Source organism: Streptomyces yongxingensis (assembly GCF_055597465.1).
Map to the genome: position 1 here is coordinate 10752724 of NZ_CM145717.1, position 23912 is coordinate 10776635.

21 protein-coding genes are annotated in these 23912 nt (G+C 71.7%); 9 read left to right on the forward strand and 12 right to left on the reverse strand.

Annotated features, from left to right (window positions below):
* The first annotated feature begins 187 nt into the window (after window positions 1-187).
* The gene (locus tag ACZ6TD_RS45595; RefSeq protein ID WP_471347829.1) at window positions 188-1651 is read left to right on the forward strand and encodes a sodium:solute symporter family protein; all 1464 of its coding nucleotides are present in this window, start codon (window positions 188-190) and stop codon (window positions 1649-1651) included.
* A gap of 100 nt (window positions 1652-1751) precedes the next feature.
* The gene (locus ACZ6TD_RS45600; RefSeq protein WP_471347831.1) at window positions 1752-2543 is read left to right on the forward strand and encodes a class II aldolase/adducin family protein; all 792 of its coding nucleotides are present in this window, start codon (window positions 1752-1754) and stop codon (window positions 2541-2543) included.
* A gap of 192 nt (window positions 2544-2735) precedes the next feature.
* Here ACZ6TD_RS45600 and ACZ6TD_RS45605 read toward each other — a convergent pair whose 3' ends face one another.
* Window positions 2736-4880 carry an amylo-alpha-1,6-glucosidase gene (locus ACZ6TD_RS45605; protein WP_471347833.1) on the reverse strand — a complete coding sequence of 715 codons (2145 nt, stop codon included), beginning with the start codon at window positions 4878-4880 and terminating at the stop codon, window positions 2736-2738.
* Between the two features lie 132 nt (window positions 4881-5012).
* Here ACZ6TD_RS45605 and ACZ6TD_RS45610 point away from each other — a divergent pair, with 132 nt between their 5' ends.
* From ACZ6TD_RS45610 to ACZ6TD_RS45625, 4 genes are all read left to right on the forward strand, one after another.
* The gene (locus tag ACZ6TD_RS45610; protein WP_471347835.1) at window positions 5013-6062 is read left to right on the forward strand and encodes a LacI family DNA-binding transcriptional regulator; all 1050 of its coding nucleotides are present in this window, start codon (window positions 5013-5015) and stop codon (window positions 6060-6062) included.
* Between the two features lie 124 nt (window positions 6063-6186).
* A complete protein-coding gene (locus ACZ6TD_RS45615; protein WP_471347836.1) occupies window positions 6187-7431 on the forward strand; it encodes a sugar ABC transporter substrate-binding protein in 1245 nt (414 codons plus the stop codon).
* Between the two features lie 237 nt (window positions 7432-7668).
* Window positions 7669-8655 (forward strand): carbohydrate ABC transporter permease, encoded by a 987-nt coding sequence (locus ACZ6TD_RS45620; protein WP_471358634.1) that lies wholly within the window; start codon window positions 7669-7671, stop codon window positions 8653-8655.
* Window positions 8652-9608: a carbohydrate ABC transporter permease gene (locus ACZ6TD_RS45625; protein ID WP_471347838.1), complete on the forward strand. Its 957-nt coding sequence runs from the start codon at window positions 8652-8654 to the stop codon at window positions 9606-9608. The genes ACZ6TD_RS45620 and ACZ6TD_RS45625 overlap by 4 nt, the downstream gene beginning before the upstream one ends.
* Window positions 9609-9637: 29 nt before the next feature.
* Here ACZ6TD_RS45625 and ACZ6TD_RS45630 read toward each other — a convergent pair whose 3' ends face one another.
* Together ACZ6TD_RS45630 and ACZ6TD_RS45635 are read right to left on the reverse strand one after the other, a co-directional pair.
* Window positions 9638-10747 carry a mandelate racemase/muconate lactonizing enzyme family protein gene (locus tag ACZ6TD_RS45630; protein WP_471347840.1) on the reverse strand — a complete coding sequence of 370 codons (1110 nt, stop codon included), beginning with the start codon at window positions 10745-10747 and terminating at the stop codon, window positions 9638-9640.
* Window positions 10748-10761: 14 nt separating this feature from the next.
* The gene (locus ACZ6TD_RS45635) at window positions 10762-11523 is read right to left on the reverse strand and encodes a creatininase family protein (protein ID WP_471347842.1); all 762 of its coding nucleotides are present in this window, start codon (window positions 11521-11523) and stop codon (window positions 10762-10764) included.
* Between the two features lie 19 nt (window positions 11524-11542).
* Between ACZ6TD_RS45635 and ACZ6TD_RS45640 the strand changes: the two genes are divergently transcribed.
* Complete coding sequence (locus ACZ6TD_RS45640) at window positions 11543-12508, forward strand: ROK family protein (RefSeq protein ID WP_471347844.1); 966 nt, start codon at window positions 11543-11545, stop codon at window positions 12506-12508.
* On the opposite strand, the gene ACZ6TD_RS45645 is transcribed toward ACZ6TD_RS45640, so the two are convergent.
* The 5 genes from ACZ6TD_RS45645 to ACZ6TD_RS45665 are packed head-to-tail and all read right to left on the reverse strand — an operon-like array spanning window position 12495 to window position 17542.
* On the reverse strand, window positions 12495-13397 hold the full coding sequence (locus tag ACZ6TD_RS45645; protein WP_471347846.1) for an ATP-binding cassette domain-containing protein: 903 nt from the start codon (window positions 13395-13397) through the stop codon (window positions 12495-12497). The genes ACZ6TD_RS45640 and ACZ6TD_RS45645 overlap by 14 nt on opposite strands.
* Window positions 13394-14212 (reverse strand): ATP-binding cassette domain-containing protein, encoded by an 819-nt coding sequence (locus ACZ6TD_RS45650; RefSeq protein ID WP_471347848.1) that lies wholly within the window; start codon window positions 14210-14212, stop codon window positions 13394-13396. Before ACZ6TD_RS45650 ends, ACZ6TD_RS45645 begins: the two co-directional genes overlap by 4 nt.
* Window positions 14209-15045, reverse strand: coding sequence for an ABC transporter permease (locus ACZ6TD_RS45655; RefSeq protein WP_471347850.1), 837 nt, complete (start codon window positions 15043-15045; stop codon window positions 14209-14211). Before ACZ6TD_RS45655 ends, ACZ6TD_RS45650 begins: the two co-directional genes overlap by 4 nt.
* Entirely contained in the window at window positions 15042-16016 is a 975-nt protein-coding gene (locus ACZ6TD_RS45660) for an ABC transporter permease (protein ID WP_471347852.1), read from the reverse strand. The genes ACZ6TD_RS45655 and ACZ6TD_RS45660 overlap by 4 nt, the downstream gene beginning before the upstream one ends.
* Window positions 16013-17542: an ABC transporter substrate-binding protein gene (locus tag ACZ6TD_RS45665; protein WP_471358638.1), complete on the reverse strand. Its 1530-nt coding sequence runs from the start codon at window positions 17540-17542 to the stop codon at window positions 16013-16015. The genes ACZ6TD_RS45660 and ACZ6TD_RS45665 overlap by 4 nt, the downstream gene beginning before the upstream one ends.
* 95 nt (window positions 17543-17637) lie before the next feature.
* On the opposite strand from ACZ6TD_RS45665, the gene ACZ6TD_RS45670 reads away from it, so the two are divergent.
* Both ACZ6TD_RS45670 and ACZ6TD_RS45675 read left to right on the forward strand, forming a co-directional pair.
* Window positions 17638-18471 carry an IclR family transcriptional regulator gene (locus tag ACZ6TD_RS45670; protein ID WP_471347854.1) on the forward strand — a complete coding sequence of 278 codons (834 nt, stop codon included), beginning with the start codon at window positions 17638-17640 and terminating at the stop codon, window positions 18469-18471.
* 47 nt (window positions 18472-18518) lie between these two features.
* A complete protein-coding gene (locus tag ACZ6TD_RS45675; RefSeq protein WP_471347856.1) occupies window positions 18519-19643 on the forward strand; it encodes a serine hydrolase domain-containing protein in 1125 nt (374 codons plus the stop codon).
* Here ACZ6TD_RS45675 and ACZ6TD_RS45680 read toward each other — a convergent pair.
* The 4 genes from ACZ6TD_RS45680 to ACZ6TD_RS45695 all read right to left on the reverse strand — a co-directional run bounded on the left by ACZ6TD_RS45680 (window position 19607) and on the right by ACZ6TD_RS45695 (window position 23895).
* Window positions 19607-21025: an alkaline phosphatase family protein gene (locus ACZ6TD_RS45680; RefSeq protein ID WP_471347858.1), complete on the reverse strand. Its 1419-nt coding sequence runs from the start codon at window positions 21023-21025 to the stop codon at window positions 19607-19609. The genes ACZ6TD_RS45675 and ACZ6TD_RS45680 overlap by 37 nt on opposite strands.
* A gap of 85 nt (window positions 21026-21110) precedes the next feature.
* Entirely contained in the window at window positions 21111-22079 is a 969-nt protein-coding gene (locus ACZ6TD_RS45685) for an ABC transporter substrate-binding protein (RefSeq protein WP_471347860.1), read from the reverse strand.
* Window positions 22080-22108: 29 nt separating this feature from the next.
* Window positions 22109-22852: an amino acid ABC transporter ATP-binding protein gene (locus ACZ6TD_RS45690; protein ID WP_471358641.1), complete on the reverse strand. Its 744-nt coding sequence runs from the start codon at window positions 22850-22852 to the stop codon at window positions 22109-22111.
* 71 nt (window positions 22853-22923) lie between these two features.
* Window positions 22924-23895, reverse strand: coding sequence for an amino acid ABC transporter permease (locus ACZ6TD_RS45695; RefSeq protein WP_471347862.1), 972 nt, complete (start codon window positions 23893-23895; stop codon window positions 22924-22926).
* Window positions 23896-23912: the final 17 nt, after the last annotated feature.

The window sequence follows — 23912 nt, forward strand, 5'->3', positions numbered from 1 at the left end:
GTCGGGTGACAGCAGGGCACCACCCCTGGCCCTTGCCCATGTGCACATCACCTCCCCATCTCTCCCCTCTCCCCAGTGCTGCGCCGCCGGTCTCCCCACATGGCGCGCAGCCGCTGCCCTTCCCCGAAACAGCCCCTGTGACGGCTTCGCGCATCAGGCGCCGGCCGCAGCGAATCGGAGGACCCCGTTGACCGTCGACTACCTCGTCATGGCCGGATACCTGCTGGGCATCGTCGGCGTGGGCTGGTGGGGCAAGAAACGCGCCGCTTCCAAGAGCGACTTCCTGGTCGCTGGACGACGCCTGGGCCCCCTCATGTACACCGGCACGATGGCCGCCGTCGTCCTGGGCGGCGCCTCCACCATCGGCGGCGTACGCCTGGGCTACACCTACGGCATCTCCGGCGCCGCCATGGTCTTCTCCATCGGACTCGGGCTGCTGGCCCTGAGCGTCTTCTTCTCCGCCCGGATCGCCCGGCTGCGGGTCTACACCGTCGCCGAGATGCTCTCCCTGCGCTACGGCGACGCCGCCAGCGTCGTCTCCGGCGTCGTCATGTGGGTCTACACCCTCATGCTGGCCGTGACCTCCACCATCGCCTACGCGAGCGTTTTCGACGTCCTGTTCGATGTTCCGCGCTGGGTCGCGGTCGTCATCGGTGGCACGATCGTCGTCGGCTACTCGGCGCTCGGCGGCATGTGGTCCATCACGCTCACCGACATGGTCCAGTTCGTGGTCAAGAGCCTGGGCGTCCTCGTCCTGCTGCTGCCCATCGCAGTGGTCAAGGCCGGCGGACTCGCCGCCATGGCCGACCGTCTCCCGCACGGCTACCTCTCCCCGACCTCCATCGGCGGACAGGCCATCTTCACCTTCGTATTGATCTACACCTTCGGCATGCTCATCGGGCAGGACATCTGGCAGCGGGTCTTCACCGCCCGCACCGACAAGGTCGCCGCCTGGGGCGGCACCGTCGCCGGCGTCTACTGTCTCGTCTATGCCCTCGCCGGAGCTTTCATCGGCATGGCCACCAAGGTGCTCTACCCCAACCTGGCCAGCGCCGACGAGGCATTCGCCACCATCGTCAAGCACGCCCTGCCCACCGGAATCAGGGGCTTGGTCCTGGCCGCCGCCCTGTCCGCGATGATGTCCACCGCCAGCGGCGCCCTGATCGCCTCCGCCACCGTCGCCAACAATGACATCTGGGCCCGGCTGCGCCACCGCGGCCGCCAGGAGGCCCCTGTCAGCCCGGAGGACCAGGACGAGATCGGCTCCAACCGCCTGGCCATCGTCATCCTCGGCGTGGCCTCCATGGTCATCGCCTGCCTCCTCGGGGACGTCATCGAGGCCCTCACCGTCGCCTACAACCTGCTCGTCGGTGGCCTGCTCGTCCCCATCCTCGGCGGCCTGATCTGGAGGCGCGGAAACCTGCCCGGCGCCATGGCCGCGATGGTCGCGGGTGGCGCCACCGTGATCACTTTTATGGTGACCGAGGGATTCCTCGCCAACGAACCGGTCTACTACGGCCTGCTCGCCAACCTCATCGCCTACGTGGCCGTCAGCCTCATGACCAGGCCGACCGAGGAAGCCGTCGTCGAGGCATGGCGCCGCCGCCTGGCGGGAGAGCCCACCAGCACCCCCGAATTCAGCGCGGCCTGATCAAACCGACGGCGTCGGCGGCCCACTCACCGACACAGACCCCGGGCGAACCAGCCCGGGGTCCGGCCGGCCATCAGACCCACGAGAAGAAGGATCACTCATGACCGAAGTGATACTCCGCACCGACCACACCGCCCAGGCCACCTCCGACGAGGAACACCGCCTGCGCCGCGAACTCGCCGCCGTGTACCGCCTCGTGGCGCACTTCCGGATGACCGACCTGATCTTCACGCACATCTCCGTCCGGCTCCCCGGACCCGAGCACCACTTCCTGATCAACCCCTACGGCCTGTTCTTCGAGGAGATCACCGCGTCGAACCTGGTCAAGGTCGACCTCTCCGGCCGGCCCGTCGAGGACACCCCGCACCCCGTCAACCCCGCCGGTTTCGTCATCCACAGCGCCATCCACGCCGCCCGCCCCGACGCCCACTGCGTCCTGCACACCCACACCAAGGCCGGCTGCGCGGTCGCCGCGCGGGAGGACGGCCTCCTCCCGCTCAACCAGATCTCCATGGAGTTCTACGGCAGGCTCGGCTACCACGACTACGAGGGCGTCGCCCTCAACCTCGCCGAACAGCAGCGACTCGTCGCCGACCTCGACGACCACCCGGCGATGATCCTGCGCAACCACGGCCTGCTCACGGTCGGCGAGACCCCAGCCCAAGCGTTCCTGCGCATGTACTACCTCGACAAGGCATGCGAGATACAGACCGCGGCCACGGCCGCCGGCTCCGAGCTCATCATTCCCCACCCCGATATCTGCCGACTCACCGCGCGCCAACTGGCCGGCGAGGACGACAGTTCCGACCTCCAGGACGACAAGGCGTACGACCTCGCCTGGGCGGCACTGCTCCGGATGGTCGAGCGGATCGCCCCCGACTACAAGGACTGAGCACAGGCGAGTACGACCAAGGGCTACCGCCGGTCACTTCGCCCCTGGGCAGAGCCGGGGGCCCCGGGCCGTGTCGGCCCCGGGGCAGCCCTCGGTTCGCCCGGGCAACGTTCGTCGAACGTTGCCCGGGCGACGGGCCTCGGCGCCTTTGCCGCCGCGCGGAGCCGTCGCCGGGGCATCGGGGGCGCCGCGTCAGCCTGAGACCACCGTCAGCTCCTCCGGTGCCGTCACGTTCACCGCTCCGTCCGCCGCCAGCGCGATGTCCAGCCGGGCGCCGCCGACCTGGAGCCCCGTCACCGTCAGCGGGGCGTACGCCCCGGCGAAGGCGGGGGCCACCGTGACCGTGCCGCCCGGGACGTCCGCGTCCAGGCCGAGGGCCGAGCGCAGCACCAGGACCGAGGAAGCGGCCGCCCATGCCTGGGGGCGGCAGGAGGCGGGGTAGGGGGCGGGGTGCGGGCCCGCCGCGGCGCCGTGGCCTGCGAAGAGCTCGGGCAGGCGTCCGGCGAACCCCGCCGACGCCGTCAGCAGGCCCGCCGCCAGCGGCGCCGCGGCGTCCGGGAAGCCGGCCCTGACCAGGCCGTGCACAGCGATCGCGGTGTCGTGCGGCCAGATGGAACCAATGTGGTAGCCGTACGGGTTGAAGCCCACCGAGTCGCTGCTCAAGGTGCGCAGACCGTGGCCCGAGTCGAGGCCGGGGCCGGTCAACCGGGCCGCCAGCGCCGCGCTCTCCTCCTGGTTCAGCAGGCCCGTTCCGAGAAGGTGGCCGAAGCCCGAGGTGACCGAGTCCACCGGCCGGCCGTCGCGGTCCAGCGCGACCGCCGGGTACGGGCCCTGCGCGTCCTCCACCCAGAAGCGCTTCCGGAAGCGGGTGGCGAGCCCCTCCGCCCATTGCTCCCACGCGTCCGCACCCGGCCGCCCGAAGGCGCGCAGCAGCGCCGCTCCGCCCCGCGCCGCCTCGTACGCGTACGCCTGCACCTCACACAGCGCGATCGGCGGGTCGGCGAGCCGGCCGTCGCGATGGCGGATGGCGTCGCCGGAGTCCTTCCAGCCCTGGTTGGCCAGGCCCCGCCCGGTCCGGTCGACGTACCTGAGGAAGCCGTCGCCGGCCGCGGCCGCCTGGTCGCGGATCCACGCGAGCGCCGACTCGGTGTGCGGCAGCAACTGTTCCACCTGCTCGGGGGCCAGGCCCCAGCGCCAGGCGTCGTGGAGCAGTGTGATCCACAGGGGGGTCGCGTCGACCGTGCCGTAGTACACCGGCGGGACGGCGAAGGTGTCGGTGAAGTTCTGGGTGCCGCGCCGCACTTCGTGCAAGATCTTCCCCGGCTGCTCCTCCGTGGCGGGGTCGGCCACCGCCCCCTGGCGGCGGGCGAGCGTGCGCAGCGTACCGGCCGCGAGCTCGGTGCCGAGCGGGAGCAGCATACGAGCGGCCCACAACGAGTCGCGGCCGAAGAGGGTCAGGAACCACGGAGCTCCGGCGGCCAGGAACTGATCAACGCCCCCCGTGCGCCCCTCCGCGGACCGGGGGTCCACCAGGCGCAGCCGGTCCGCGTCGGCGACCGACTGGTCCAGCCAGTGGTCGAAGCGCCGGTCCGCGCTGCGCAGGGCCGGGGTGCGCCAGGGTACGGCGTCCGCCGGGGCGGCCGGGAACTGGTCACCGTCCGCGTACGCCGCCGTGCAGCGCAGCGTCACCGTCCATGAGGCGCCGGGGTCCAGTGCGACGTCGTACGACAGCCGGCCCTCCGGCGCGTCAAGGGCGTCCGGCGCGGGCTCGCTGACCAGGCGTACGGCGAACTCGTCGCGGGACCACACCAGACCGCTGCCCCCGGCGCCTTCCGCGCCTTCGGCCCGCGCCGGCACCGGATCCAGGACGTGACCCGACTTCACCCGCTCCATCGGGGCGAGGTCCGTGCCGGCCGTGACCGCGAGCCGGAAACCGACCCGCCGGGTGCCCGCGTTGGTGACCTCGAAGCGCTCCTCCAGCCGCCCGGAGGCGACGGTCCGGCGGCGGTTCAGGGCCACCGCCGGGTCGGGCGTCACCTCCCCGAGCCCCCGCAGGATCGCCCGGAAGTCCGCCCGGTCGGCTCCCCTGAGCCCGCCGCCGACCGGCGCCAGGGCAATGGACCCCACCGTGACGGTCAGGTGGGACAGCGCCCTGCCGTCGCCGTGGTAGAAGCCGTCCGCACCCCCGTCGAGCTGTCCGTCCGCGCGCGAGACCACGAAGCTCGGCGCGTACAGCGTGACGACCGCGTCGTGCAGGAACGGCTGTAGGGCCGCGGCCACCGAAGCGGGGGCCGTGACCGGTTCTTTGGTGTCCTGGGCCTTGACAGTGGTGTCCAAAGGAGTAGAACCTCTCAGCATTAGATCGATCCAAAGACACTAACGGCCTCCTCAGAGCGCTGACAATGCCTTTGGAACGCTCAAATCAAGCTCGTAGGACCAGGTTCAGACCCTCGTACGCCGGAGACCCGTATGCCCCGCTCCACCAGCAGTCCCTCGCCCAAGGGCGGCCCGGTGACCCTCGCCATGGTCGCCCGCCGGGCCGGTGTCTCCCCGCAGACCGTGTCCAACGCGATCAACTCCCCGGACCTGCTGCGCCCCGAGACCCTGGAGCGAGTCCGCGCGGTGATCGACGAGATGGGCTACCGCCCGAGCCGTGCCGCGCAGACGCTGCGCACCCGCTCCAGCAAGCTGATCGGCTACGGCATCCAGCCCGTCCCGGGGGGCGACACGGCCCCGGTCATGGACCGCTTCCTGCACGCCCTGTCGCAGGCCGCCGACGAGGCCGGCTACCGGATACTGCTGTTCGCCTGCCCGCCCGGCGGCCCGAGCCTGGATGGGTACGAGGAACTGCTCGGCCGGCACGACGTCGACGGCTTCGTGCTCAGCAACACCGCCCGCCAGGATCCCCGCCAGGCGTGGCTGGCCAAGCGGGGCGTACCGTTCGTCGGCTTCGGCCGGATGTGGTCGGGGCGGCAGATCGGTGATTGGGCCGACGTCGACGGTGCCTCGGGCACGGACGCCGCCGTGGAGCACCTGGTCGCCCTCGGGCACCGCAGGATCGCCTTCCTGGGCTGGCCGCGCGGCTCCGGCGTCGGTGACGACCGTGCCGAGGGCTGGCAGCGGGCCATGCGCCGGCACGGGCTCCCGACGCGCGGACGGCGCGCGGAGAGCGCGGGGGACGTCGAGGCGGCCCGGATCGCCGTGAAGCCCTTACTGGACGCGGGTGTCACGGCGGTGGTCGCGGCCAGCGACATGCTGGCGCTCGGCTGCTATCACGCGCTGCGCGAGCGGGACGCCGTCCCGGGCCGGGACGTCGCCGTGGTCGGCTTCGACGACTCGCCGACCGCCGGGATCCTCTCGCCCTCCCTGTCCACGGTCGCCCAGCCGCTGGAGGCGGTCGGAGGTGAGTGCGTGCGGCTGCTGCTGGCCCGGATGGCCAACCCGGCCGCGCCACCGGAGCGCGTCCTGCTGGAGCCGTCCCTCGTCGTCCGCGACAGCACCCCGGCGCCGAAGCCCTGACGTACCGGCGCTCTCCCGCGTTGGTGCCCTGACGCGCCGGCGCCATGAGGCGCCGCGCCCCGAACCTCACCTCTCCTCCACCCCCCCCGAGCCGCACGTACCATCCCGAATCCACGGAGGAATCATGGCCCCCCGCACGGCCACCGCCGCCCTCGTCACCTGCGCGGCGCTCCTGGCCGCCACCGGCTGCTCGTCGAGCTTCGGTGACGACAAGGAGACGCAGCAGGACACCAACGCCGAACAGCACCTGAAGGTGCTGATAGCCACCTCGGGCGACGCCGAGACCAAGGCGGTCAAGGAGGCCGCGGCCGCGTACGAGAAGCAGTCAGGCAACAAGGTGACCGTCGAAGCCGCCAAGGACATGAACCAGCAGTTGGCCCAGTCCTTCGCCGGGCACAAGCCGCCGGACGTCTTCTACGTCAACTCCGACCAGTTCGCGAACTACGCCAAGGGCGGTTCCCTGTACGCGTACGGCGACAAGATCAAGGACGCGGACGACTTCGCCGAGCCTCTGCGCACCTCCTTCACCTACGACGGGAAGCTGGTGTGCCTGCCCAAGGACACCTCCACCCTCGCCCTCGCCATCAACACCGACCTGTGGAAGAAGGCGGGGCTGACCGAGAAGGACTACCCCACCTCCTGGGACGAGCTGAGGAAGGTCGCCGGCAAACTCACCGGAGACGGGGTCACCGGCCTGGTCACCAGCGACGAGTACCAGCGACTCGGCGTCTTCATGAAGCAGGCGGGCGGATGGATCACCGACGCGAAGCAGACGAAGATGACCGCCGACAGCGCGCCGAACGCCGAGGGGCTCGGCTTCGTGAGGTCGCTGCTGCGGTCCGGCTCGATGAAGTATGCCAAGCAGGTCGACACCAGCTGGGGCGGCGAGGCCCTCGGCAAGGGCAAGGCCGCCATGACCATCGAGGGCAACTGGCTGACCGGTGGCATGAAGCTCGACTACCCGAAGGTGGCGTACAAGGTGGTCCCGCTGCCCGCGGGACCGGCCGGGAAGGCCACGCTGGCCTTCAGCAACTGCTGGGGCGTGGCCGCCGAGAGCGCCCACCGGTCGGCGGCCGTGGACCTGGTGAAGTACCTCAGCTCCGGTGAGCAGCAGCTGAAGTTCGCCGACGCGTTCGGGGTGATGCCCTCGCGCACCAGCGCCCTCGCCGAATACGCGAAGCAGGAGCCGGACGCCAGGGCCTGGGTCGACGCAGGCGCCTACGCGCAGGGCCCGGTGACCGTCGCCGGGTTCGAGAAGGTGCTCAGCCAGTTCAACACCGAACTCCAGTCGCTGCGCACCACGGACCCGAAGAAGATCCTCGCCGACCTGCAGCGCAACGGCGAACAGACCCTCGCGAAGGGCGACTGAGCCGCCATGCCCTTCCGCACCACCCCTCGTACGGCGCGCCGCACCCCTCGCGGCGCGTCGTCCGATCCCCGCCCGGCCCCCGGGGCCACCGGCGGGGATCCCCGTACGGCCGGCTCGCCGGGCGCGTCCGACGCGCCCGGCGGGTCCGGCCCCAAGGCGGCGCCCCGCACCCCGAACACCCCGCCCGCGGGGCGCCGCCGCGGCGAAGGCGCCTGGGGCTGGCTGTTCGTCAGCCCCATGGTGCTGATCCTCGGCCTGTTCCTGGTGCTGCCGATCCTGATGGCCCTGTGGGTCAGCCTGCTGGACTGGAACGGTCAGTCCAACCCGTTCACCGGGCAGGCCAAGTTCGTGGGCCTGGACAACTACCGGGCGCTGCTCACCGAGGACGGTCTCGACCGCACCCTCTTCGCGACCTCGCTGCGCAACAACGCCTACTACGTACTGCTGACCGTGCCGCTGCAGACCGGGCTCGCGCTGGTGCTGGCGCTGATCGTCAACCAGCGGCTGCTGCGCGCGCGGGGCGCCCTGCGCACCACGTTCTTCTTCCCATCCGTCACCAGCTCGATCGCGGTCTCCACCGTCTTCCTCTTCCTCTTCCAGGGCAGTGGTGCCGTCAACACGCTGCTGTCCTGGATCGGAGTGAAGGGCCCGAACTGGTTCGCCGACCCGCGCGGGGTGCTCTCGACGCTGCTCGGCGGCCTGGGGATCGTCGACCCCGACCACCCCACGGGTGTGCTGGCCGACCACTCCTTCATGGGCCTTTCCTGGTACGAATGGCTGTCCGGTCCGTCCGTCGCGATGTGCACGATCATTCTGCTGGCCGTGTGGACGACATCCGGCACCTTCATGCTGATCTTCCTCGCGGCCCTCCAGGACATCCCGCGCGAGGTGGAGGAGGCCGCCGCCATCGAGGGCGTGAACCGCCGCCAGATGCTGCGCCACGTCACGCTGCCCGCGCTGCGGCCGGTGCTCTTCCTCGTCCTCACCCTGGGGACGATCGCCACCTGGCAGGTCTTCGACCAGGTGTATGTGATGGGCCAGGGCGCTCCGGGCAACACGACGCTGACGCCGGCCTTCCTGTCGTACTCGGCGGCCTTCGACGGCGCCGACTTCGGGCAGGGCGCGGCCATCGCCTTCATCCTGCTCGCGCTGATCCTGTTCATCACCGCCCTGCAGCGCTGGGCGCTGCGGGAGCGCGGTCCCCGCCCCGGGAGGAACCGATGAACGCCAACGCCACGACCGCCGCCACGGCCGCCGTCAAGCCCAAGGCCAAGCCCAAGTCCAAGGCCAAGGCCGCCGCCCCGGCGCGGGGGCGCCCGGTGCTCGGGCGGTTCCCGCTGCCGCTGCGGGTGCTGGGATACGCCCTGGTGGTGGGCGTCGCACTGCTGTACCTGCTGCCGTTCGCGCTCCAGCTGGTGACCGGGTTCAAGACGGACCCGGACGCGGCGGCGCATCCCCTCGGACTGGTGCCCACCACCCCGACGACCGCCGCCTACCAGCGGCTGTTCGGGCTGAGCCAGGCCGGGGACGGAGTGCCGTTCCTGCGCTGGCTGGGCAACTCGACCTTGGTCGCGGTCCTGGTCACCGCCGGGCGCGTGCTGTTCGACTCGATGGCGGGGTACGCGCTGGCGCGGCTGCGCTTCCGGGGCCGCTCGCTGCTGTTCGGCTTCGTCATCGGGGTGATGGCGGTGCCCGGGGTGGCGCTGCTGATCCCGAAGTTCCTGGTGCTGAACACCTTCGGGCTGTTCGACACCTACACCGGCATGGTCCTTCCGCTGATGGTGGACGCGGCCGGGATCTTCATCATGAAGCAATTCTTCGAGTCGATCCCCCGGGAGGTCGAGGAGGCCGCGCGGGTGGACGGCGCCGGGGTGATCCGGACCTTCTGGTCGGTGGTGCTGCCGATGGCCCGGCCCGCGCTGATCACCCTGACGATCCTGTCGTTCCAGGGCTCGTGGAACGAGTTCACCCACTTCCTGGTGGCCACGCAGTCCGGCCAGTACGAGACGTTGACGACCGGGCTCGCGCGGTTTGTCTCCGGCGGGCTGGGCGGCGGTACGCAGTACCCGCTGAAGCTGGCGGCGGCCCTGCTGGCGACCCTGCCGGTCGCGGCGCTGTTCTTCTGCTTCCAGCGCTACTTCGTGCAGGGGGCGAACTCGGGGGCGGTCAAGGAATAGCCCGTGGTCGCCCTCGTCCCGCCTCGACGTCATCCCGTCAGATCGCCCTCCCGCTCGTTCACCGCCGCGTAGTGCCGCAGCTTCTCCTCGTCGACGCGCACGCCCAGGCCCGGGCCCCGCGGGACGGCGAGGCGGCCGTCGATGAGCGGGATCGGGTCGGCGATGTCATCGGCGTGCAGGTAGTACATGCTGTCGATGGCGCGGCTGAGCAACGGAGTGCTGGCGACCACGGCGAGGTGGGCTGCGGTGGCGATGCCGAGTTCGCCGCCGCTGTGCAGGTTCATGCCGAGGCCGAAGGTCTCGCAGTGGGCGGCGAGGGCCTTGGTCGGTGCGATGCCGCCCCACTTGTAGACGTCGCCGTGGACGACGTCCACCGCGCCGAGCCGCACCGCCGGGGCGAAGTCCTCGAAGCGGACGACACACATGTTCGTGCACAGCGGGATGCGTACCTTGGTCCGCACCTGGCTCATGCCCTCGATGCCGGGGCACGGGTCCTCCAGGTACTCCAGGTCCAGCTCCTCCAGCTTGATGCCCGCGCGTACCGAATCCGGCACCGACCAGGCGGCGTTGGGGTCGACGCGCAGCTCGGTGTCCGGCAGTGCGGCACGCAGCGCGCGGAGGTTGGCGACGTCGCCGTCCACGTCGCCGGTGCCCTTGAGCTTGACCGCCGGGAAACCGCCCTCGGCCACCACCCGGGTGGCGTGCTCGGCGAGGGCTTCCGGGGTGGCGCCGTCGGCGCGGGTGACGAGTGCGGTGAGCGGGACGGTGTCGCGTACCGCCCCGCCGAGCAGATCGGTGAGCGCGTGGCCGGTGGCTTTGCCCATGGCGTCCCAGCAGGCGACGTCCAGGGCGGCGATGGCGGCGTAACCGAGGTAGCCGTGGAAGAACGGCACCATGTGCTGCTTGCGGTGGAAGGACTCCAGGGCGAACGGGCTGGTGCCGATGAGGTCGGGCGCGAGCTTGCGGACGAGCGCGGCCACCGGCCGGCCCCACATCGTCTCGCCCCAGCCGTCCACCCCCTCGTCGGTCCGGATCCGGACCACGGTGCGGGTCTCGCCGGTCTTGGTCTCGAAGGAGCTGGTGAAGGGGGAGGTGAGGGGGAGGTTCACGACCCAGACGTCGACGTGTGTGACCTTCATGTACGAGGTCCTCCTCAGATGGCACCGGGGGCGGTTGCTTCGGCGAATGCCCTTATGGCCTGGGCCAGTTCGGCGGCGCGGGCGGACAGTTCGCCCGGGTCGGGGCGAGCCGTGGACGGGTCGTCGGTCAGCCCGCCCACCCGCGCCCACTCGCCGTGCCGCTCGGCGGTGAGGCCGGGGTGCGGCGGTGCGTTGAAGAGCGGCGGGGCGCCGGCGGGACGCTGTGGCTCGATGGGTGTACGGACCAGCTCCGGGTGGGCGGCGAGCATGAGGGAGGTCTCGTAGCGGCCGGCGTGCCCGGGGTTCTCCGGCGCCTCGCCGAGGCTCCAGTAGGAGCAGGCCGCGAACGCGCCCTCGGCCCGCAGGGCGTGTTCCTTGACCGCCAGGCGCATGATCTCGTCATTGCCACCGTGGCCGTTGACGATCAGGATGCGGTGGAAGCCGCTCTCGGTGAGGGACCGCAGAATGTCGGCGAGGACCGCCGCCAGGGTGCCCGCCGACAGCGACACCGCGGCCGCGAAGAGGTGGTGCGGGCTGTGCCCGTACGGCAGGGCGGGAAGACGTACGACCGGCGGCCCGGCGTCCGCCAGCAGCTCGGCCGCCCGGTCCACCACCGCCGTGACCAGCAGAGTGTCGGTGCCCATCGGCAGGTGGGCGGCGTGCTGTTCCTGCGAGCCGATGGGCAGCAGGGCGACGGCGTCCGCGCCCGCGGCCCGGGCCTCGCGCCAGGTGAGTTCGGTCAGCCGGAGCAATGTGGTACTACCTCCTGGGTTCATGGCGTGGCAGAGTCTGCGCATGGCCGCACTCGCCCCCGACGGCGGACGCCCCCGGCTCCGCCTGGTGCCCGACCCCCCGGTCGCCCCCGGACGCCCGCTGCTGGGCGCGGTGGAGGTGCTGCCCGGGCAGGTGCGCGCGGCGCTGGTCGACCGCTCCGGAGAACTGCTGCGGCGCACCGCGACCGGCTACGACCCGGCCGCGCGGGAGGCGGCCGGAGTGGACGCGGCGGTGCGGCAAGCCGCCCGGGAGTGCTTCGACGGGCGTGAGCTGACCGGGGTCGGTGTGGCCGCGACCGGCCTCGTGGACCCGGAGCGGGGCACGTTCATCGAGGTCAACGACGTGCCGGCGCTGCGCGGCTACCCGGTCGTGGAGGTGCTGCGGCGGGCGCTGGGGGTGCCGGTGTACCTCGAGCACCGGGCCCGGCTCCAGGTGCTGGGGGACCGGTGGTTCGGCGTGGGCCGGGGCCTTCGGTCCTTCGCCTCGGTGTCCACCGGCGAGGTGCTGGGCGTCGGGGTGTTCACGGGCGGCGAGTTGCTGGCCCCGCACGGTGGCCGCAGCGGAGCTCATATGACGGTGCTGGCCGGTGGCGAGCCGTGCACCTGCGGGGCGCGCGGCTGCTGGAAGACCGTGGCCACGACGCGCTGGCTGCGGCGGCGGGCGCAGGCGGAGGGACTGGGCACCGGAATGACGCTCGAGGGGCTGGTACGACGCGGGGACGGCACCCGGCCGATGGTCGAGGAGTACGCCGACAACCTCGCTCTCGGCCTGGTCACCATCCAGCAGCTCTTCGCCCCCGGTCTGTTCGTGCTGCACGGCGAGGCCGTCGAGGGCGGAGAGGGGTTCCGGGCCCGGGTCGAGGAGCGGCTGCGGCGGGACAGCGGCTGGTCGACGGCCGCCCCGCCGCGGGTGGTGCTGGGCGAGGCGGGCCGGCCGGACGACGTGGCGCTGCTCGGGGGCGCGGGGCTGGTCCTCACGCACCGGTAGTCCCGCTGGCGGTGCCGGTGCCGGTGCCGGTGCCGGTGCCGGTGCCGGTCCTGGTCCTGGTCCGGTACGCGTCGGGGCGTGGCACGGCGGCCAGCAGCTCGCGGGTGTACGGGTGCCGGGGCGTGCCCAGCACGGCGGCGGTCTCCCCGCACTCGACCACTTGGCCGCGCCGCAGCACCGCCACCCGGTCGGCGATCCGCTGGACCACGGCGAGGTTGTGCGAGACGAACACGTAGGTCAGGCCGTGCCGTTGCTGGAGCTCGGCCAGCAGGTCGAGGACCTGGGACTGGACGGAGACGTCGAGGGCGCTGGTCGGCTCGTCGAGCACCACGAGCCGCGGCGAGGACGCCAGGGCACGGGCGATGGAGATGCGCTGGCGCTGCCCGCCGGAGAACTCGTGCGGGTACCGGTCCTGCGACCGCGCCGGCAGCCCGACCGACTCCAGCAACTCGCCGACCCGCTCCCGCAGCCGCGCCCGGGCGCGCCGTCCGCGGTAGGTGACGTCATGGGTGACCAGCGGCTCGGCCACGATATCGGTGACTTTCATGCGTGGATTCATGCTCGAGTACGGGTCCTGGAGCACGACCTGCATCCCGGCCCGTAGCGCGCGCATCTCGGCCGGCGACAGTCCGGCGAGGTCCTGGCCCTCGAAGCGCACGGTCCCGGCGGTGGGGTCCAGCAGCCCCAGCAGCAGCCGGGTCAGGGTCGTCTTCCCTGAGCCGGACTCGCCGACGAGGGCGAGGGTCTCGCCGTCCTCGACCGTGAGCGTGACGTCGTCGACGGCGATGGTGCGGGTGCCACCGGGTCCGGTGAACTCCCTGGACAGGCCGACCAGTTCGAGCAGCGTCGTCCTCGTGGTCGTCCTCCGGGACGTGTCGGCGGTCGTCATGTCGTCGGCTCCAGTCGCGGGGTGGCGGCGAGCAGGTCGCGGGTGTACTGCCGGCGGGGCGTCTCGAAGACCTCGGCGACGGTGCCGTGCTCCACGACCCGGCCGGCGTTCATCACCACGACCCGGTCGGCGGTCTCCGCGACCACCCCGAGATCGTGCGTGACCAGCACCACCGCCATACCGTGCCGGGCGCGCAGATCGGCGAGGAGGTCCAGGATCTGGCGCTGCACGGTGACGTCCAGGGCGGTGGTCGGCTCGTCGGCGATGAGCACCCGTGGCCGGCCGACCAGCGCCGTCGCGATCATCACGCGCTGACGCAGCCCGCCGGACAGCTCGTGCGGGTACTGCCGTGCCCGCAGTTCCGGATCCGGGATGCCGACCTCGTCCAGCGCCCGTACCGCCTCCGCCCGGGCCCCGGCGCGCGAGGCCCCGCGGTGCCTGCGCAGCACCTCGGCCACCTGGTTGCCGACCCGCTGCAGCGGGTCGAGGCTGGTCATCGGGTCCTGGAAGACCATCGCGACGTCGTTGCCGCGCACCTCGCGCAGGTGCTTCTCCGGCAGCGCGAGCAGATCGCGGCCGTCGAGGAGGATCTCGCCGCCGGGGTAGACACACGGCGGCTCGGGGTTGAGCCGCAGCGCGGCGAGCACGGTGGCCGACTTGCCGCTGCCGGATTCGCCGACGACGGCCAGGGTCTCTCCGGCGTGTGCCGTCAGGCTCACGCCGCGCACGGCATGCACGGGGCCGGTGGCGAGCCGGAAGTCGACGTGCAGATCGCGGATCTCGAGCACGGGAGCATGGGGGGCATGTGTGGTCATCGGCGGTACGCCTTCGGGTCCGCGACGTCGCGCAGCGCGTCGCCGGTGATGTTGATGGCCAGGGACGTGAGCATCAGCGCCAGCCCGGGGAAGACCGCGACCCACCAGGAGGTGCCGAGATAGAGCTGGCCGTCGGCGAGCATCGAGCCCCAGGTGACGGTCTCCTTGGGCACACCGAGGCCGAGGTAGCTGAGCGAGGACTCGGCGACGATGGCGGCCGCGATGTGCAGCGTGGCGATGGTGGCCAGGTGCGGCAGGACGTTGGGCAGCAGGTGCCGGCGCATGATCGTGAGGTCCGTGACCCCGGTCGCCCGGGCCTGGGTCACATAGTCCCGGGTGCGCAGCGACAACACCTCGGAGCGGACCACACGGGCGTACGCCACCCAGCCGGTGAAGCCGAGCACCAGGACGACGTTCCACAGCCCGGAGCCGAGGAAGCCGACGATGGCGAGCGCCAGCAGCAGCGAGGGGAAGGCGAGTTGGATATCGGCGAAGCGCATCAGTATCCGGTCCGGCCATCCGCCGCGGAAGCCGGCGAACAGCCCGCACGCCGCCCCCACCACACCGGCGAGCAGCGCCGCCCCGATGCCGACGAGGAGCGAGACCCGGGAGCCGTAGATCACGCGGGACAGCACATCGCGGCCGAGCTGGTCGGTGCCCAGCGGGTGTGCGAGGCTGCCGCCGCCCTCCCAGGCCGGGGGTGTGAGACGGGCGAGGAGTTGCTGCTTGGCCGGGTCGTCCGGGGCGAGGAGGGGTGAGAAGACGGCGGCGATCACCAGCAGCGCGAGGACGCCGAGGGCCGCCAGGGCGAGCCGGTTGCGTACGACGGTCATGGCTGGGCCCGCACTCTCGGGTCGAGGAGGCTGTAGGAGAGGTCGACCAGCAGGTTGACGATCACGAAGGCGGCGGCGAAGAACAGGACGGCCGCCTGCACCAGCGGGAAGTCCCGGTGCGAGATGGCCTCCACGGTCAGCCGTCCGATGCCCGGCCAGGAGAAGACCTGCTCGGTGAGGATGGCCCCGCCGAGCAGCCCGCCGAACTCCAGGCCGATCACGGTGACGGTGGGCAGCGAGGCGTTGCGCAGCCCGTGCGCGAGCACCACCTGCGCCGGGCCGAGTCCCTTGGCCCTCGCGGTGCGGATGTGGTCCGAGCCGAGGACGTCGATGAGCGAGGAGCGCAGCAGCCGGGCGATGACGGCGATGGAGTAGACGGACAGTGTGACGGCCGGCAGCACCAGATGTGCGAAGGTGCCGTAGCCGGAGGCCGGAAGTACCTTGAGCCGTACCGAGAAGAGCAGGACCAGCAGGATGCCGACCCAGAACGGCGGGGTGGACTGGCCGAGCAGCACCGCCGTCATCACGCCGGTGTCACCGGCCCGGCCACGGCGCGTCGCGGCGTAGATCCCGGCCGGTATGGCGATGACGAGGCTGAGCACCAGGGCGCCGGCGGCGAGTTCGAGGGTGGCCGGGATACGGTCGGCGATGACCTGGCTGACCGGCTCGTGGTAGACGAGCGAGTCGCCGAGGTCGAGCCGGAGCAGCCCCCACAGGAAGTCGCCATATTGCGCGATCAGGGGTTGGTCCAGGCCGAGTTGGGAGCGCAGCGTGGCCTCCTGGGCGGCGGTGGCGTCCGGGGGCAGCAGTTGCTTGACCGGGTCGCCGGAGAGCCGTACCAGAACAAAGGCCAGGGTGGCGGCGGCGAAGAGCACGCCGACGGCGGTGGCGAGGCGGACCAGGACATGGCGCAGGAGGCCGGACTTCGGCCTGCCGACGGTGACCGTCGGCTGGACGGAGGCGGCCGTCACGCCCTCACCTCCGCGCTCTCCATGGCCAGCGAGCCGTTGACGACCGGTGTCCAGCGCACCCGGGTGGTCCGGGCGAGGATGATGTCCTGCTGGTAGAGCGGTACGAACGGGGCCTCGCGCTTGATCAGGCGCTGGAGCGCGGTGAACGCGCGCTGCCGGTCTTCGGGGTCCATGGACAGCTCCTCGGCGTCGATGAGCCGGTCGGCCTCCTTCGACACCCACCGGCTCTGCCGCCGGTCATGACGCACGTTCGACTGCACCATGGACGCGCCGTCGAGCGTCCAGGCGGTGGAGGCGGCGAGGTAGAGGGGGCCGAGCGCGTGCCGGTTGTCGGAGGTGAGGCGGGCGGAGAAGGTGCCGGGGTCGAGCAGTTCGACGCGGGCCCGGATGCCGACGCGGTCGAGCAGACCGGAGATGGCCTCGGCGACCTGGGCGTCGTCGCCCGAGGCGGTGAGCGTGGTGGTGAGGCCGTGCGGGTGGCCGGCCTCGGCGAGCAGCCGCCGGGCGGTGCGTACGGAGCGCCGGAAGGGCTCGACGGACCCGTCGAAACCCACCACGCCGCGCGGCAGCATCGCGGGCACCTCGCGCGCCTTTCCGTCGAGTACGGCCTTGATGAGCAGCGGCACGTCGATGGCGTGGTTGAGCGCCTGCCGCACGCGGCGGTCGCGCAGCGGCCCGGAGGTGGTGTCGAGATTGAGGTACGCGGTCCGCACGCCCCGGTGGCTCTCCAGCTCCACGCCCGCGTAGCCGGACAGCTGCCGGGCGGCGTCCGGGGTGAGCCCGGTGACCAGGTCGACCTCGTCGCTCTGCAACGCGGCCAGCGCGGAGGCGGGGTTGGGCAGCGCGCGGAAGATCAGGCGGTCGGCCCCGGGGGAGCCGTGGAAGTGGCGGCGGTTGGCGCGCAGCCGTAGCTCGCGATCGCGCCGGAAGGACTCGAAGACGAACGGCCCGGTGCCGACCGGCCGCCGGGCGAAGGCGGCGTCGCCGACGTCGGCGAGGTACTTCGGCGGCACGATCACGCCGCCGAAGAGCGACAGCTTCGCGGGCAGGATCGGGTCGTGCAGCGTGGTGTGCACATCCACGGTGTGGCGGTCGATCACGCGGACCGAGGTCACATACCGCAGCTCGACGATCGGCGACCGGGTCTTCGGGTCGAGGACCCGTTCGATGGAGAACTTGACGGCATCGGCGTCGAACTCCTCCCCGTTGTGGAAGCGCACGCCTCTCCGGAGGCGGAAGCGCCACACGGTCCTGGACCGGGGCTCCCAGGAGGTGGCGAGCCGGGCGGCGAGTCGGCCCGAGACATCCCGGGTGGTGAGGGTGTCGAAGATGTTGATCAGGACGTTCATGGAGACCATGTCGCCCTGCTTGTGCGGATCGAGCGTGGTGGGGTCGGCCGGCTGCGCCACCCGGAGCGTGCCGTCGCGGCCGGCGCCCGCGGCCGTTCCGCATCCGGTGAGCGCTGCCGGCGCGGCGATGACAGGGAGTGCGAGTCCGCCCAGCCGAAGGGCCTTACGGCGCGGCATTGATGGAGGAGTCACGATCTGCCCTCCGCGTGATGTTCCGTTGAACGGTTCGTCCGTTCCGGAAACCGGAATGATGATGCGTTAAGCTAAGCGACATGCCGAAGCCGGTCAATACCTCCGCCTCCCGCCGTGAGGAGCCGCCCGCCGCCGCGACGGGTCCCGTGGACAAGGCACTCACGGTGCTGGACGCGCTGGTCCAGCCCGATGCGCCGCACCGTCTGGCCGACCTCGCCGCCCGCACGGGGCTGCCGAAGCCGACCGTCCACCGTCTGCTGCACACCTTCGCCGGGGCCGGGTACGCGGTCCCCGGCCCCGGCGGCACCTATCAGGCCGGGCCGCGCCTGCTCGGGCTCGCCGCCACGGCGCTGGCCGCCAGCCACGAGCTGCGGCTGGCCCGCCCGGTCCTGGACGACCTGCGGCTGCGCACCGGCCACTTGGCCCACTTCTCGGTACGGGACGGCGCCGTGGCGGTTCACGTGACGCAGTCGGAGCCGTCGTCCGCGTACCGCATGCCGCTGACCGCGGGCGGCGACGTCCCGCTGTACTGCTCGGCGGTGGGGTGGGCGATGTTGTCGGCCCTGCCGTCGCCGGTGGCGGCGGAGCTGCTGGGCGGCGAGCCGCTCCCGGCCCGTACGTCACGGACGGTGCGGGACCCGGGAGCCGTGCTCGCCGCGCTGCCCGCCGTGCGCGAGCGAGGCTATGCGGTCGATGACGAATACGCGGAACAGGACGTCCGCGCCATCGCGGCCCCGGTGCTGGGTCCGGGCGACCGGGTCGCCGGGGCGGTCGGCATCGTCGGGCTGACGTTCACGCTGGACCAGGAGAGCGTGGCGGTGCTGGGGCCGATGGTGCGAGCCGCGGCCGGCACGGTGTCGGCGGCGTTGCGCGGCGGGGCGGGGGCGCTGGGGATCGTGCGGGGTCAGGAGTGAGCGGGGCCGCGGGCGGCCGGATCCCACCGGGGGCGGAGCGGAGGGGAGTGGCCGGCCCGCCCCCGGCGGACCGGCCGGCACGGCTCGCGGCACTCCTGGCGGCCGGCCGCCGGGCCGGGATCTACTCCGCGGCCGCCTGGTCGGTCGGCACCGCGGCCGGGCGGGAGACGCACGGGCACCTGGGCACCCGCCGTTGGGGCGGGGCGGAGCTGAACGGCACCGAGCTGTGGGATCTGGCCTCGGTGACGAAACCGATCGTGGGCCTGGCCGCACTGCGGCTGGCGGAGACGGGAGCGCTCCGGCTGGACGACACGGTCGGCGCGTATCTGCCGGAGTACCGCCGCGTGCCCGGCAAGGCGGACATCACCGTCAGTCAACTGCTCACCCATACCTCCGGCCTGCCCGGCGGTACCCCGCTCTGGCGCGCGCACCCCGACCGGGCCGGGCTGCTGGCCGCCCTCCGCGGACTGCCGCTCCGCGGGGCGCCGGGCACGGTGGTGGAGTACTCCTCCGCGGGCTTCGTCCTCCTCGGCCTGATCCTCGAACAGGCCACCGCCACCGGCCTGGACGAGCTGGTGGCGAAGCAGGTGTGCGAGCCGCTCGGCATGCGCGAGACGGTCTTCACGCCCGGCCCGGCGGCCCGTGAACGCGCGGTCTCCACGGAGCTGTGCGCCTGGCGCGGCCGCCTGGTGACCGGCCAGGTGCACGATGAGAACGCGGTGGTGCTCGGCGGAGTCTGCGGCCACGCCGGCCTGTTCGCACCGCTGACCGACATGGACCGGCTGGGCCGGGCGCTCGCGGCGGGCGGCGACGGCCTGCTGAGCGCGACCGGCTTCGCCCGCATGACCGCCTGCCATACGGAGGGCCTCCCGCTGCGCCGCTGCCTCGGCTGGCAGGGGCGGGACGCGGTGGGGTCACCGGTCGGTACGGCGATGGGGCCGTCCTCGTACGGCCACACGGGCTTCACGGGGACGAGCCTGTGGGTGGACCCGGCAGGGGACGGGGCGGGGACGGAAGGCCGCTACTTCGTCCTCCTCACCAACCGCGTCCACCCCAGCCGTGATCCCCGCCGCTTCCCCGCGGTCCGCCGCGCCTTCCACCACCACGCGGCGGCCCTCGCTCGCCGCGGTCCGACTCAGCTCCGGTGCCTGTCGGCCGAGAGGAAGTACTGACGGCCGGCGAGATGCTGGAAGTGGGCCGTGGTGACATCCGCGGCGTCGCGCTCCGCGACGACCCGCCGGCCCTCCGGAAGCGCCGATGCGTCTCCGTGACCAGGAAGGCCGGCTTCGCTCAGTACCCGTCCGGACATGGACGGCGGGACCGGTAGCCCCATGAGCCGGCAGATCGTCGGGGGAATGTCGAGGTGGTCGGCCGGGAAGGGGGTTTCATGGGCGGTTCGGAAGCTCGGCCCGTTCAGTACGAGTGGTATGCGCATGTCGGCGGTTGAGGTGGAGCCGTGACCGCCCGCGAGCCGCGCGCCGTCTCGGACGCTGTGACCGACGCGCGGAGTGCCGAGTCGGTCGTGATAGGTGAGCGACACATACGCGAGCAGACCGTCGGCGGCCGTTCGGGCGGACCACAGGCCGGCGGGCGGAAGGACCCCCGGGACGTCGCACTCGGCGAAGACCGGCCCGGACCACTCCGCCGACATGACGGCGTCGAGGATCGCGTTGATCTGCGCGGGTAGGAGGCGCCGCCGCGCGTACACCAACAACCCGCCGTTGTTGTCGACGAGTTGCACGGCATCGGCGAGCGAAGGCGGAATCAGTGACGCGATGTCGGCCATGTCGACCGTGTGCGTCGCGTTCGAGAAGCCGTGGTCGGCCGTCACGATGACGTCGGCGTGCGGTGCCCGCTCACGGACCCGGTCGATCAGTCGACGCAGTCGGCGGTCGATCTCGGAGAGAGCATCGTCCCCGGCCGGGCCACCGACGCCGTTGTCGTGCTGCACGTCGTCCAGCTCGCCCGACCACAGCACGAGGACATCCGGCGCCAGCTCCGGAACGACGTAGTCGGCGATCAGATCGGTTGCCCAGCGCAACGCGGGGAACGGGCCGTCCGCGGCCTGGGGGAGGCTGCCCGCGAGACGGCGACGGACACTCTCGGGTTGCGCGTAGAAGGCATCATGGCCGTACGGACGCGCGCCGATCGCGGCCCCGTGCCCGTCGGCCGCTCCCGGATTGAGCAGCAGTGTGCAGCCGTTCGAACCCGTTCCGACGGCGACGAGCGTGCGCCCGTGGTCGGCGAGGTGTTCCCCCAGAGTCGGCACGGGGAGCAGCCGATCACCCCGTAGGGAGCGGAGCAGCTCCAGGTGGTCAGGGCGCCCGGTGTCGATGAGGTGTCCGTCGGCCCAGAGGCGGTTGCCCGGGATTCCGGTGACGCCGGGGGGCGCTCCGCCGGCGAGGGACGCCGCGGCGGGGCGGGTCAGCGACGGCGCGACCGAGCGTGCTCGCCGGTACGACACCCCGCGGTGTGCGAGTTCCGTGAGGAACGGCATCTTCCGCACATCGGTCGCCCGTAGTCCGTCGATGACGACGAGGAGCGTGCTCACCATTCCGCGTTCTCCGATCGAGGCTCTGTTCGTGAGGGCTGACCCGGGCCGGGATGGGGTCCGGGTCCGGCGTTCGGTGTTCGGGCGCTCACTTGCCCTCGATCGGCAGGCCGGGCGGGTTGAGCCGCGAGGTGCTCACCCCGTCGCCGGTGAGACCCCAGCGCGCCAGGATCTTCCCGTAGACGCCCTTCGTGATCAGGTAGTTGATCGCGTCCTTGAGCGGCTTGCCGAGGCCGTTGTTCTTCTTGGTGGTCGCGGCGATCAGGCCCTCCAGATTCTTCCCGGCTCCGATGATGTCGCCGACGACCTGGGTCCGGCCGGAGGTCCTGGCGTGGTACTGGGCCTCGGGGTTGGGATGGAGATAGGCGTCGATCTGGCCGGACTGGAGGGCCAGGTAGCAAGCCCACTCGTCCTGGTAGTACTTCACGTTGACGGGCTTGCGGCCCGCCTTGACGTTCTGGGCGCTCCAGTCCAGCAGGGCCTTCTCCTCACTGGTCCCGGTGGGCACGGCGATGGTCCTGCCCGCCACGTCCTCGGGGCCGGTGACGCGCCATGTCGCGCCCTTCTTGGCCTCGAACGCCTGCGCGTCCTTGCGGTAGGTGGCCATGTCGTACTTCTGCTTGCGCAGTTCGGTGACGGTGATGTTGGTGACGCCGACGTCGTACTTGCCGCTGTCCAGACCGACGAAGACCTGCTCGAAGGAGACCGGGTTGTAGTGCGCCTTGAGGCCGAATACCGAGGCGATCGCGTACGCCATGTCCGTTTCCACGCCGATGAGGGTCTTGTTGTCCGTGGCGAAGAAGGTGAGCGGTGCGGTGCTCCCCTTGGAGTTGCCGACTTCGAGGGTGCCCCGGGACCGGATGGCCGCGGGTACTTCGGCGGCGATGGAGTCGACCTTGGGTGCCGAGTAGCGGTTCTGGTCGGGGCCGGTGTTGAAGCCCCCCTTGGACGCCGATCCGGAAGCGTCCGTCGTGGAGCCGCTACAGGCGCTCAGGGTGAGCGCGGCGGCGATGGCCAGGGTGAGCGCGGTGAGCTTGGGGCGGATGAGTACGGACATGGTGGTCCTGCCTTTCGGAAGAAGAGAGATCAGAGGACCTTCGAGAGGAAGGTGCGGGTGCGCTCGTGCCGGGGGGAGTCGAGCACGTCGGCCGGTGCGCCCTGCTCGACGATCCGGCCGTCGTCCATGAAGACCACGGTGTCGGCGACCTCACGGGCGAAGCCGATCTCATGGGTGACGACGATCATGGTGGTCCCGGCGCGTGCCAGATCCTTGATCACATCCAGCACCTCGCCGACCAGCTCCGGGTCGAGGGCGGAGGTGGGCTCGTCGAAGAGCAGCACCTTGGGTTCCAGGGCGAGCGCGCGGGCGATGGCGATGCGCTGCTGCTGGCCGCCGGAGAGCTGCCCGGGGTAGGCGGCCGCCTTGTCGCGCAGGCCGACGCGCTCCAGCAGCCGCTCGGCGCGCTCCTGGGCCCGGGCACGCGGCACCCCCAGGGCGGAGACGGGCGCCTCGACCAGGTTGTCCTCCACGGTGAGGTGCGGGAAGAGGTTGAAGTTCTGGAAGACGAAGCCGATGTGGGTGCGCTGACGCAGCACCTCGCGCTCGCGCAGCTCGTGCAGCCTGTCGCCGACCCGCCGGTAGCCGATCAGTTCGCCGTCGATGGTGACGGTGCCGCGCTTGACCTTCTCCAGGTGGTTGACGCAGCGCAACAGGGTGGACTTGCCGGACCCGGACGGGCCCAGCACCACGGTCACCTCGCCGACGTGGACCTGGAGATCGACGCCCTTGAGCACCTCGACCAGACCGTAGTTCTTGTGGACGTCGCGTATGTCGACGACGACCCGGGCCGGATCGGCCGCGGCCTCGCGGGAACGGCGGCCGGCGGAAGGCGATGTCGCGGTCACCGCGGGCTCCCTTCATCCGCGGCAGCCGCGCGGAGGTTGCGGATGGCGAGGCGCACCCGCTCGACGGGGGTCGGCGGCAGCGCCCGCGTCGTGCCCTTGGCGAAGCGCCGCTCGACGTAGTACTGGAAGATCGTCAGGAGGGTGGTCAGCAGGACGTACCAGGCGGTCGCGACGAGCAGCATGGGCACGATGCGGGAAGTGCGCCCGTAGATGACCTGGACGGTGTAGAAGAGCTCCATGATCGCCATCACGGAGACGATCGAGGTGTTCTTGAACAGCGAGATCAGCTGGTTGGCCGCGTTGGGCGCGATCGTCCGCATGGCTTGTGGCAACACGATGCGCATGAGCTGACGGCGCTTGGGGATCCCCAGCGCGGCGGCGGCTTCCAGCTGACCGTGGCTGACGGACAGCACCCCCGCACGAACGATCTCCGAGGCGAACGCGGCCTCGTTGACCGAGAGCGCGATGACGGCCGCACTCACCGAGCTGACCAGATGGGTGGTGCTGAAGGAGAAGAACTCCGGTCCGAACGGCACCCCGATGCTCAGCCGGGAGTACAGGTAGGAGATGTTGAACCAGAAGAGCACCTGCACCAGCAGCGGCACGGAGCGCACGAGCCAGACGTAGCCGTAGGCGGTCACCCGCAGCAGGGGGTTGGGGGAGAGCCGCATGAAGGCCAGCACCATGCCGCCCGCGAAGCCCGCCACCGCGGTGTAGAAGGTGAGCTCGATGGTCAGCCATACACCGTGCAGAACGCTGTGGTCGAAGAAGTACCGCCGGAAGGTCGGCCACTCCAGGCCGGGGTTGGTGACCAGGGCGTGTACCAACTGCGCCACCAGGACGAGGGCGATGGCCACGGCCACCCATCGGCCGGGGTGCCGGACGGGGACGATCTTTGGGGGTCCGGGCTGCTCGGCACCGCTGCCCGGTGGTGCGAGCGCGGCTTTGCCATCAGTGGCGGTGGTCATGATGACGTCTCCGATCC

What these genes read in the sequence shown, in the direction of transcription:
- ACZ6TD_RS45600 (WP_471347831.1), top strand. Translation starts at nt 1,752, where the DNA reads ATGACCGAAGTGATACTCCGCACCGACCACACCGCCCAGGCCACCTCC.
- ACZ6TD_RS45610 (WP_471347835.1), top strand. Translation starts at nt 5,013, where the DNA reads ATGCCCCGCTCCACCAGCAGTCCCTCGCCCAAGGGCGGCCCGGTGACC.
- ACZ6TD_RS45615 (WP_471347836.1), top strand. Translation starts at nt 6,187, where the DNA reads ATGGCCCCCCGCACGGCCACCGCCGCCCTCGTCACCTGCGCGGCGCTC.
- ACZ6TD_RS45620 (WP_471358634.1), top strand. Translation starts at nt 7,669, where the DNA reads ATGGTGCTGATCCTCGGCCTGTTCCTGGTGCTGCCGATCCTGATGGCC.
- ACZ6TD_RS45625 (WP_471347838.1), top strand. Translation starts at nt 8,652, where the DNA reads ATGAACGCCAACGCCACGACCGCCGCCACGGCCGCCGTCAAGCCCAAG.
- ACZ6TD_RS45630 (WP_471347840.1), bottom strand. Translation starts at nt 10,747, where the DNA reads ATGAAGGTCACACACGTCGACGTCTGGGTCGTGAACCTCCCCCTCACC.
- ACZ6TD_RS45635 (WP_471347842.1), bottom strand. Translation starts at nt 11,523, where the DNA reads ATGAACCCAGGAGGTAGTACCACATTGCTCCGGCTGACCGAACTCACC.
- ACZ6TD_RS45640 (WP_471347844.1), top strand. Translation starts at nt 11,543, where the DNA reads ATGGCCGCACTCGCCCCCGACGGCGGACGCCCCCGGCTCCGCCTGGTG.
- ACZ6TD_RS45645 (WP_471347846.1), bottom strand. Translation starts at nt 13,397, where the DNA reads ATGACGACCGCCGACACGTCCCGGAGGACGACCACGAGGACGACGCTG.
- ACZ6TD_RS45650 (WP_471347848.1), bottom strand. Translation starts at nt 14,212, where the DNA reads ATGACCACACATGCCCCCCATGCTCCCGTGCTCGAGATCCGCGATCTG.
- ACZ6TD_RS45655 (WP_471347850.1), bottom strand. Translation starts at nt 15,045, where the DNA reads ATGACCGTCGTACGCAACCGGCTCGCCCTGGCGGCCCTCGGCGTCCTC.
- ACZ6TD_RS45665 (WP_471358638.1), bottom strand. Translation starts at nt 17,542, where the DNA reads ATGCCGCGCCGTAAGGCCCTTCGGCTGGGCGGACTCGCACTCCCTGTC.
- ACZ6TD_RS45670 (WP_471347854.1), top strand. Translation starts at nt 17,638, where the DNA reads ATGCCGAAGCCGGTCAATACCTCCGCCTCCCGCCGTGAGGAGCCGCCC.
- ACZ6TD_RS45680 (WP_471347858.1), bottom strand. Translation starts at nt 21,025, where the DNA reads ATGGTGAGCACGCTCCTCGTCGTCATCGACGGACTACGGGCGACCGAT.
- ACZ6TD_RS45685 (WP_471347860.1), bottom strand. Translation starts at nt 22,079, where the DNA reads ATGTCCGTACTCATCCGCCCCAAGCTCACCGCGCTCACCCTGGCCATC.
- ACZ6TD_RS45695 (WP_471347862.1), bottom strand. Translation starts at nt 23,895, where the DNA reads ATGACCACCGCCACTGATGGCAAAGCCGCGCTCGCACCACCGGGCAGC.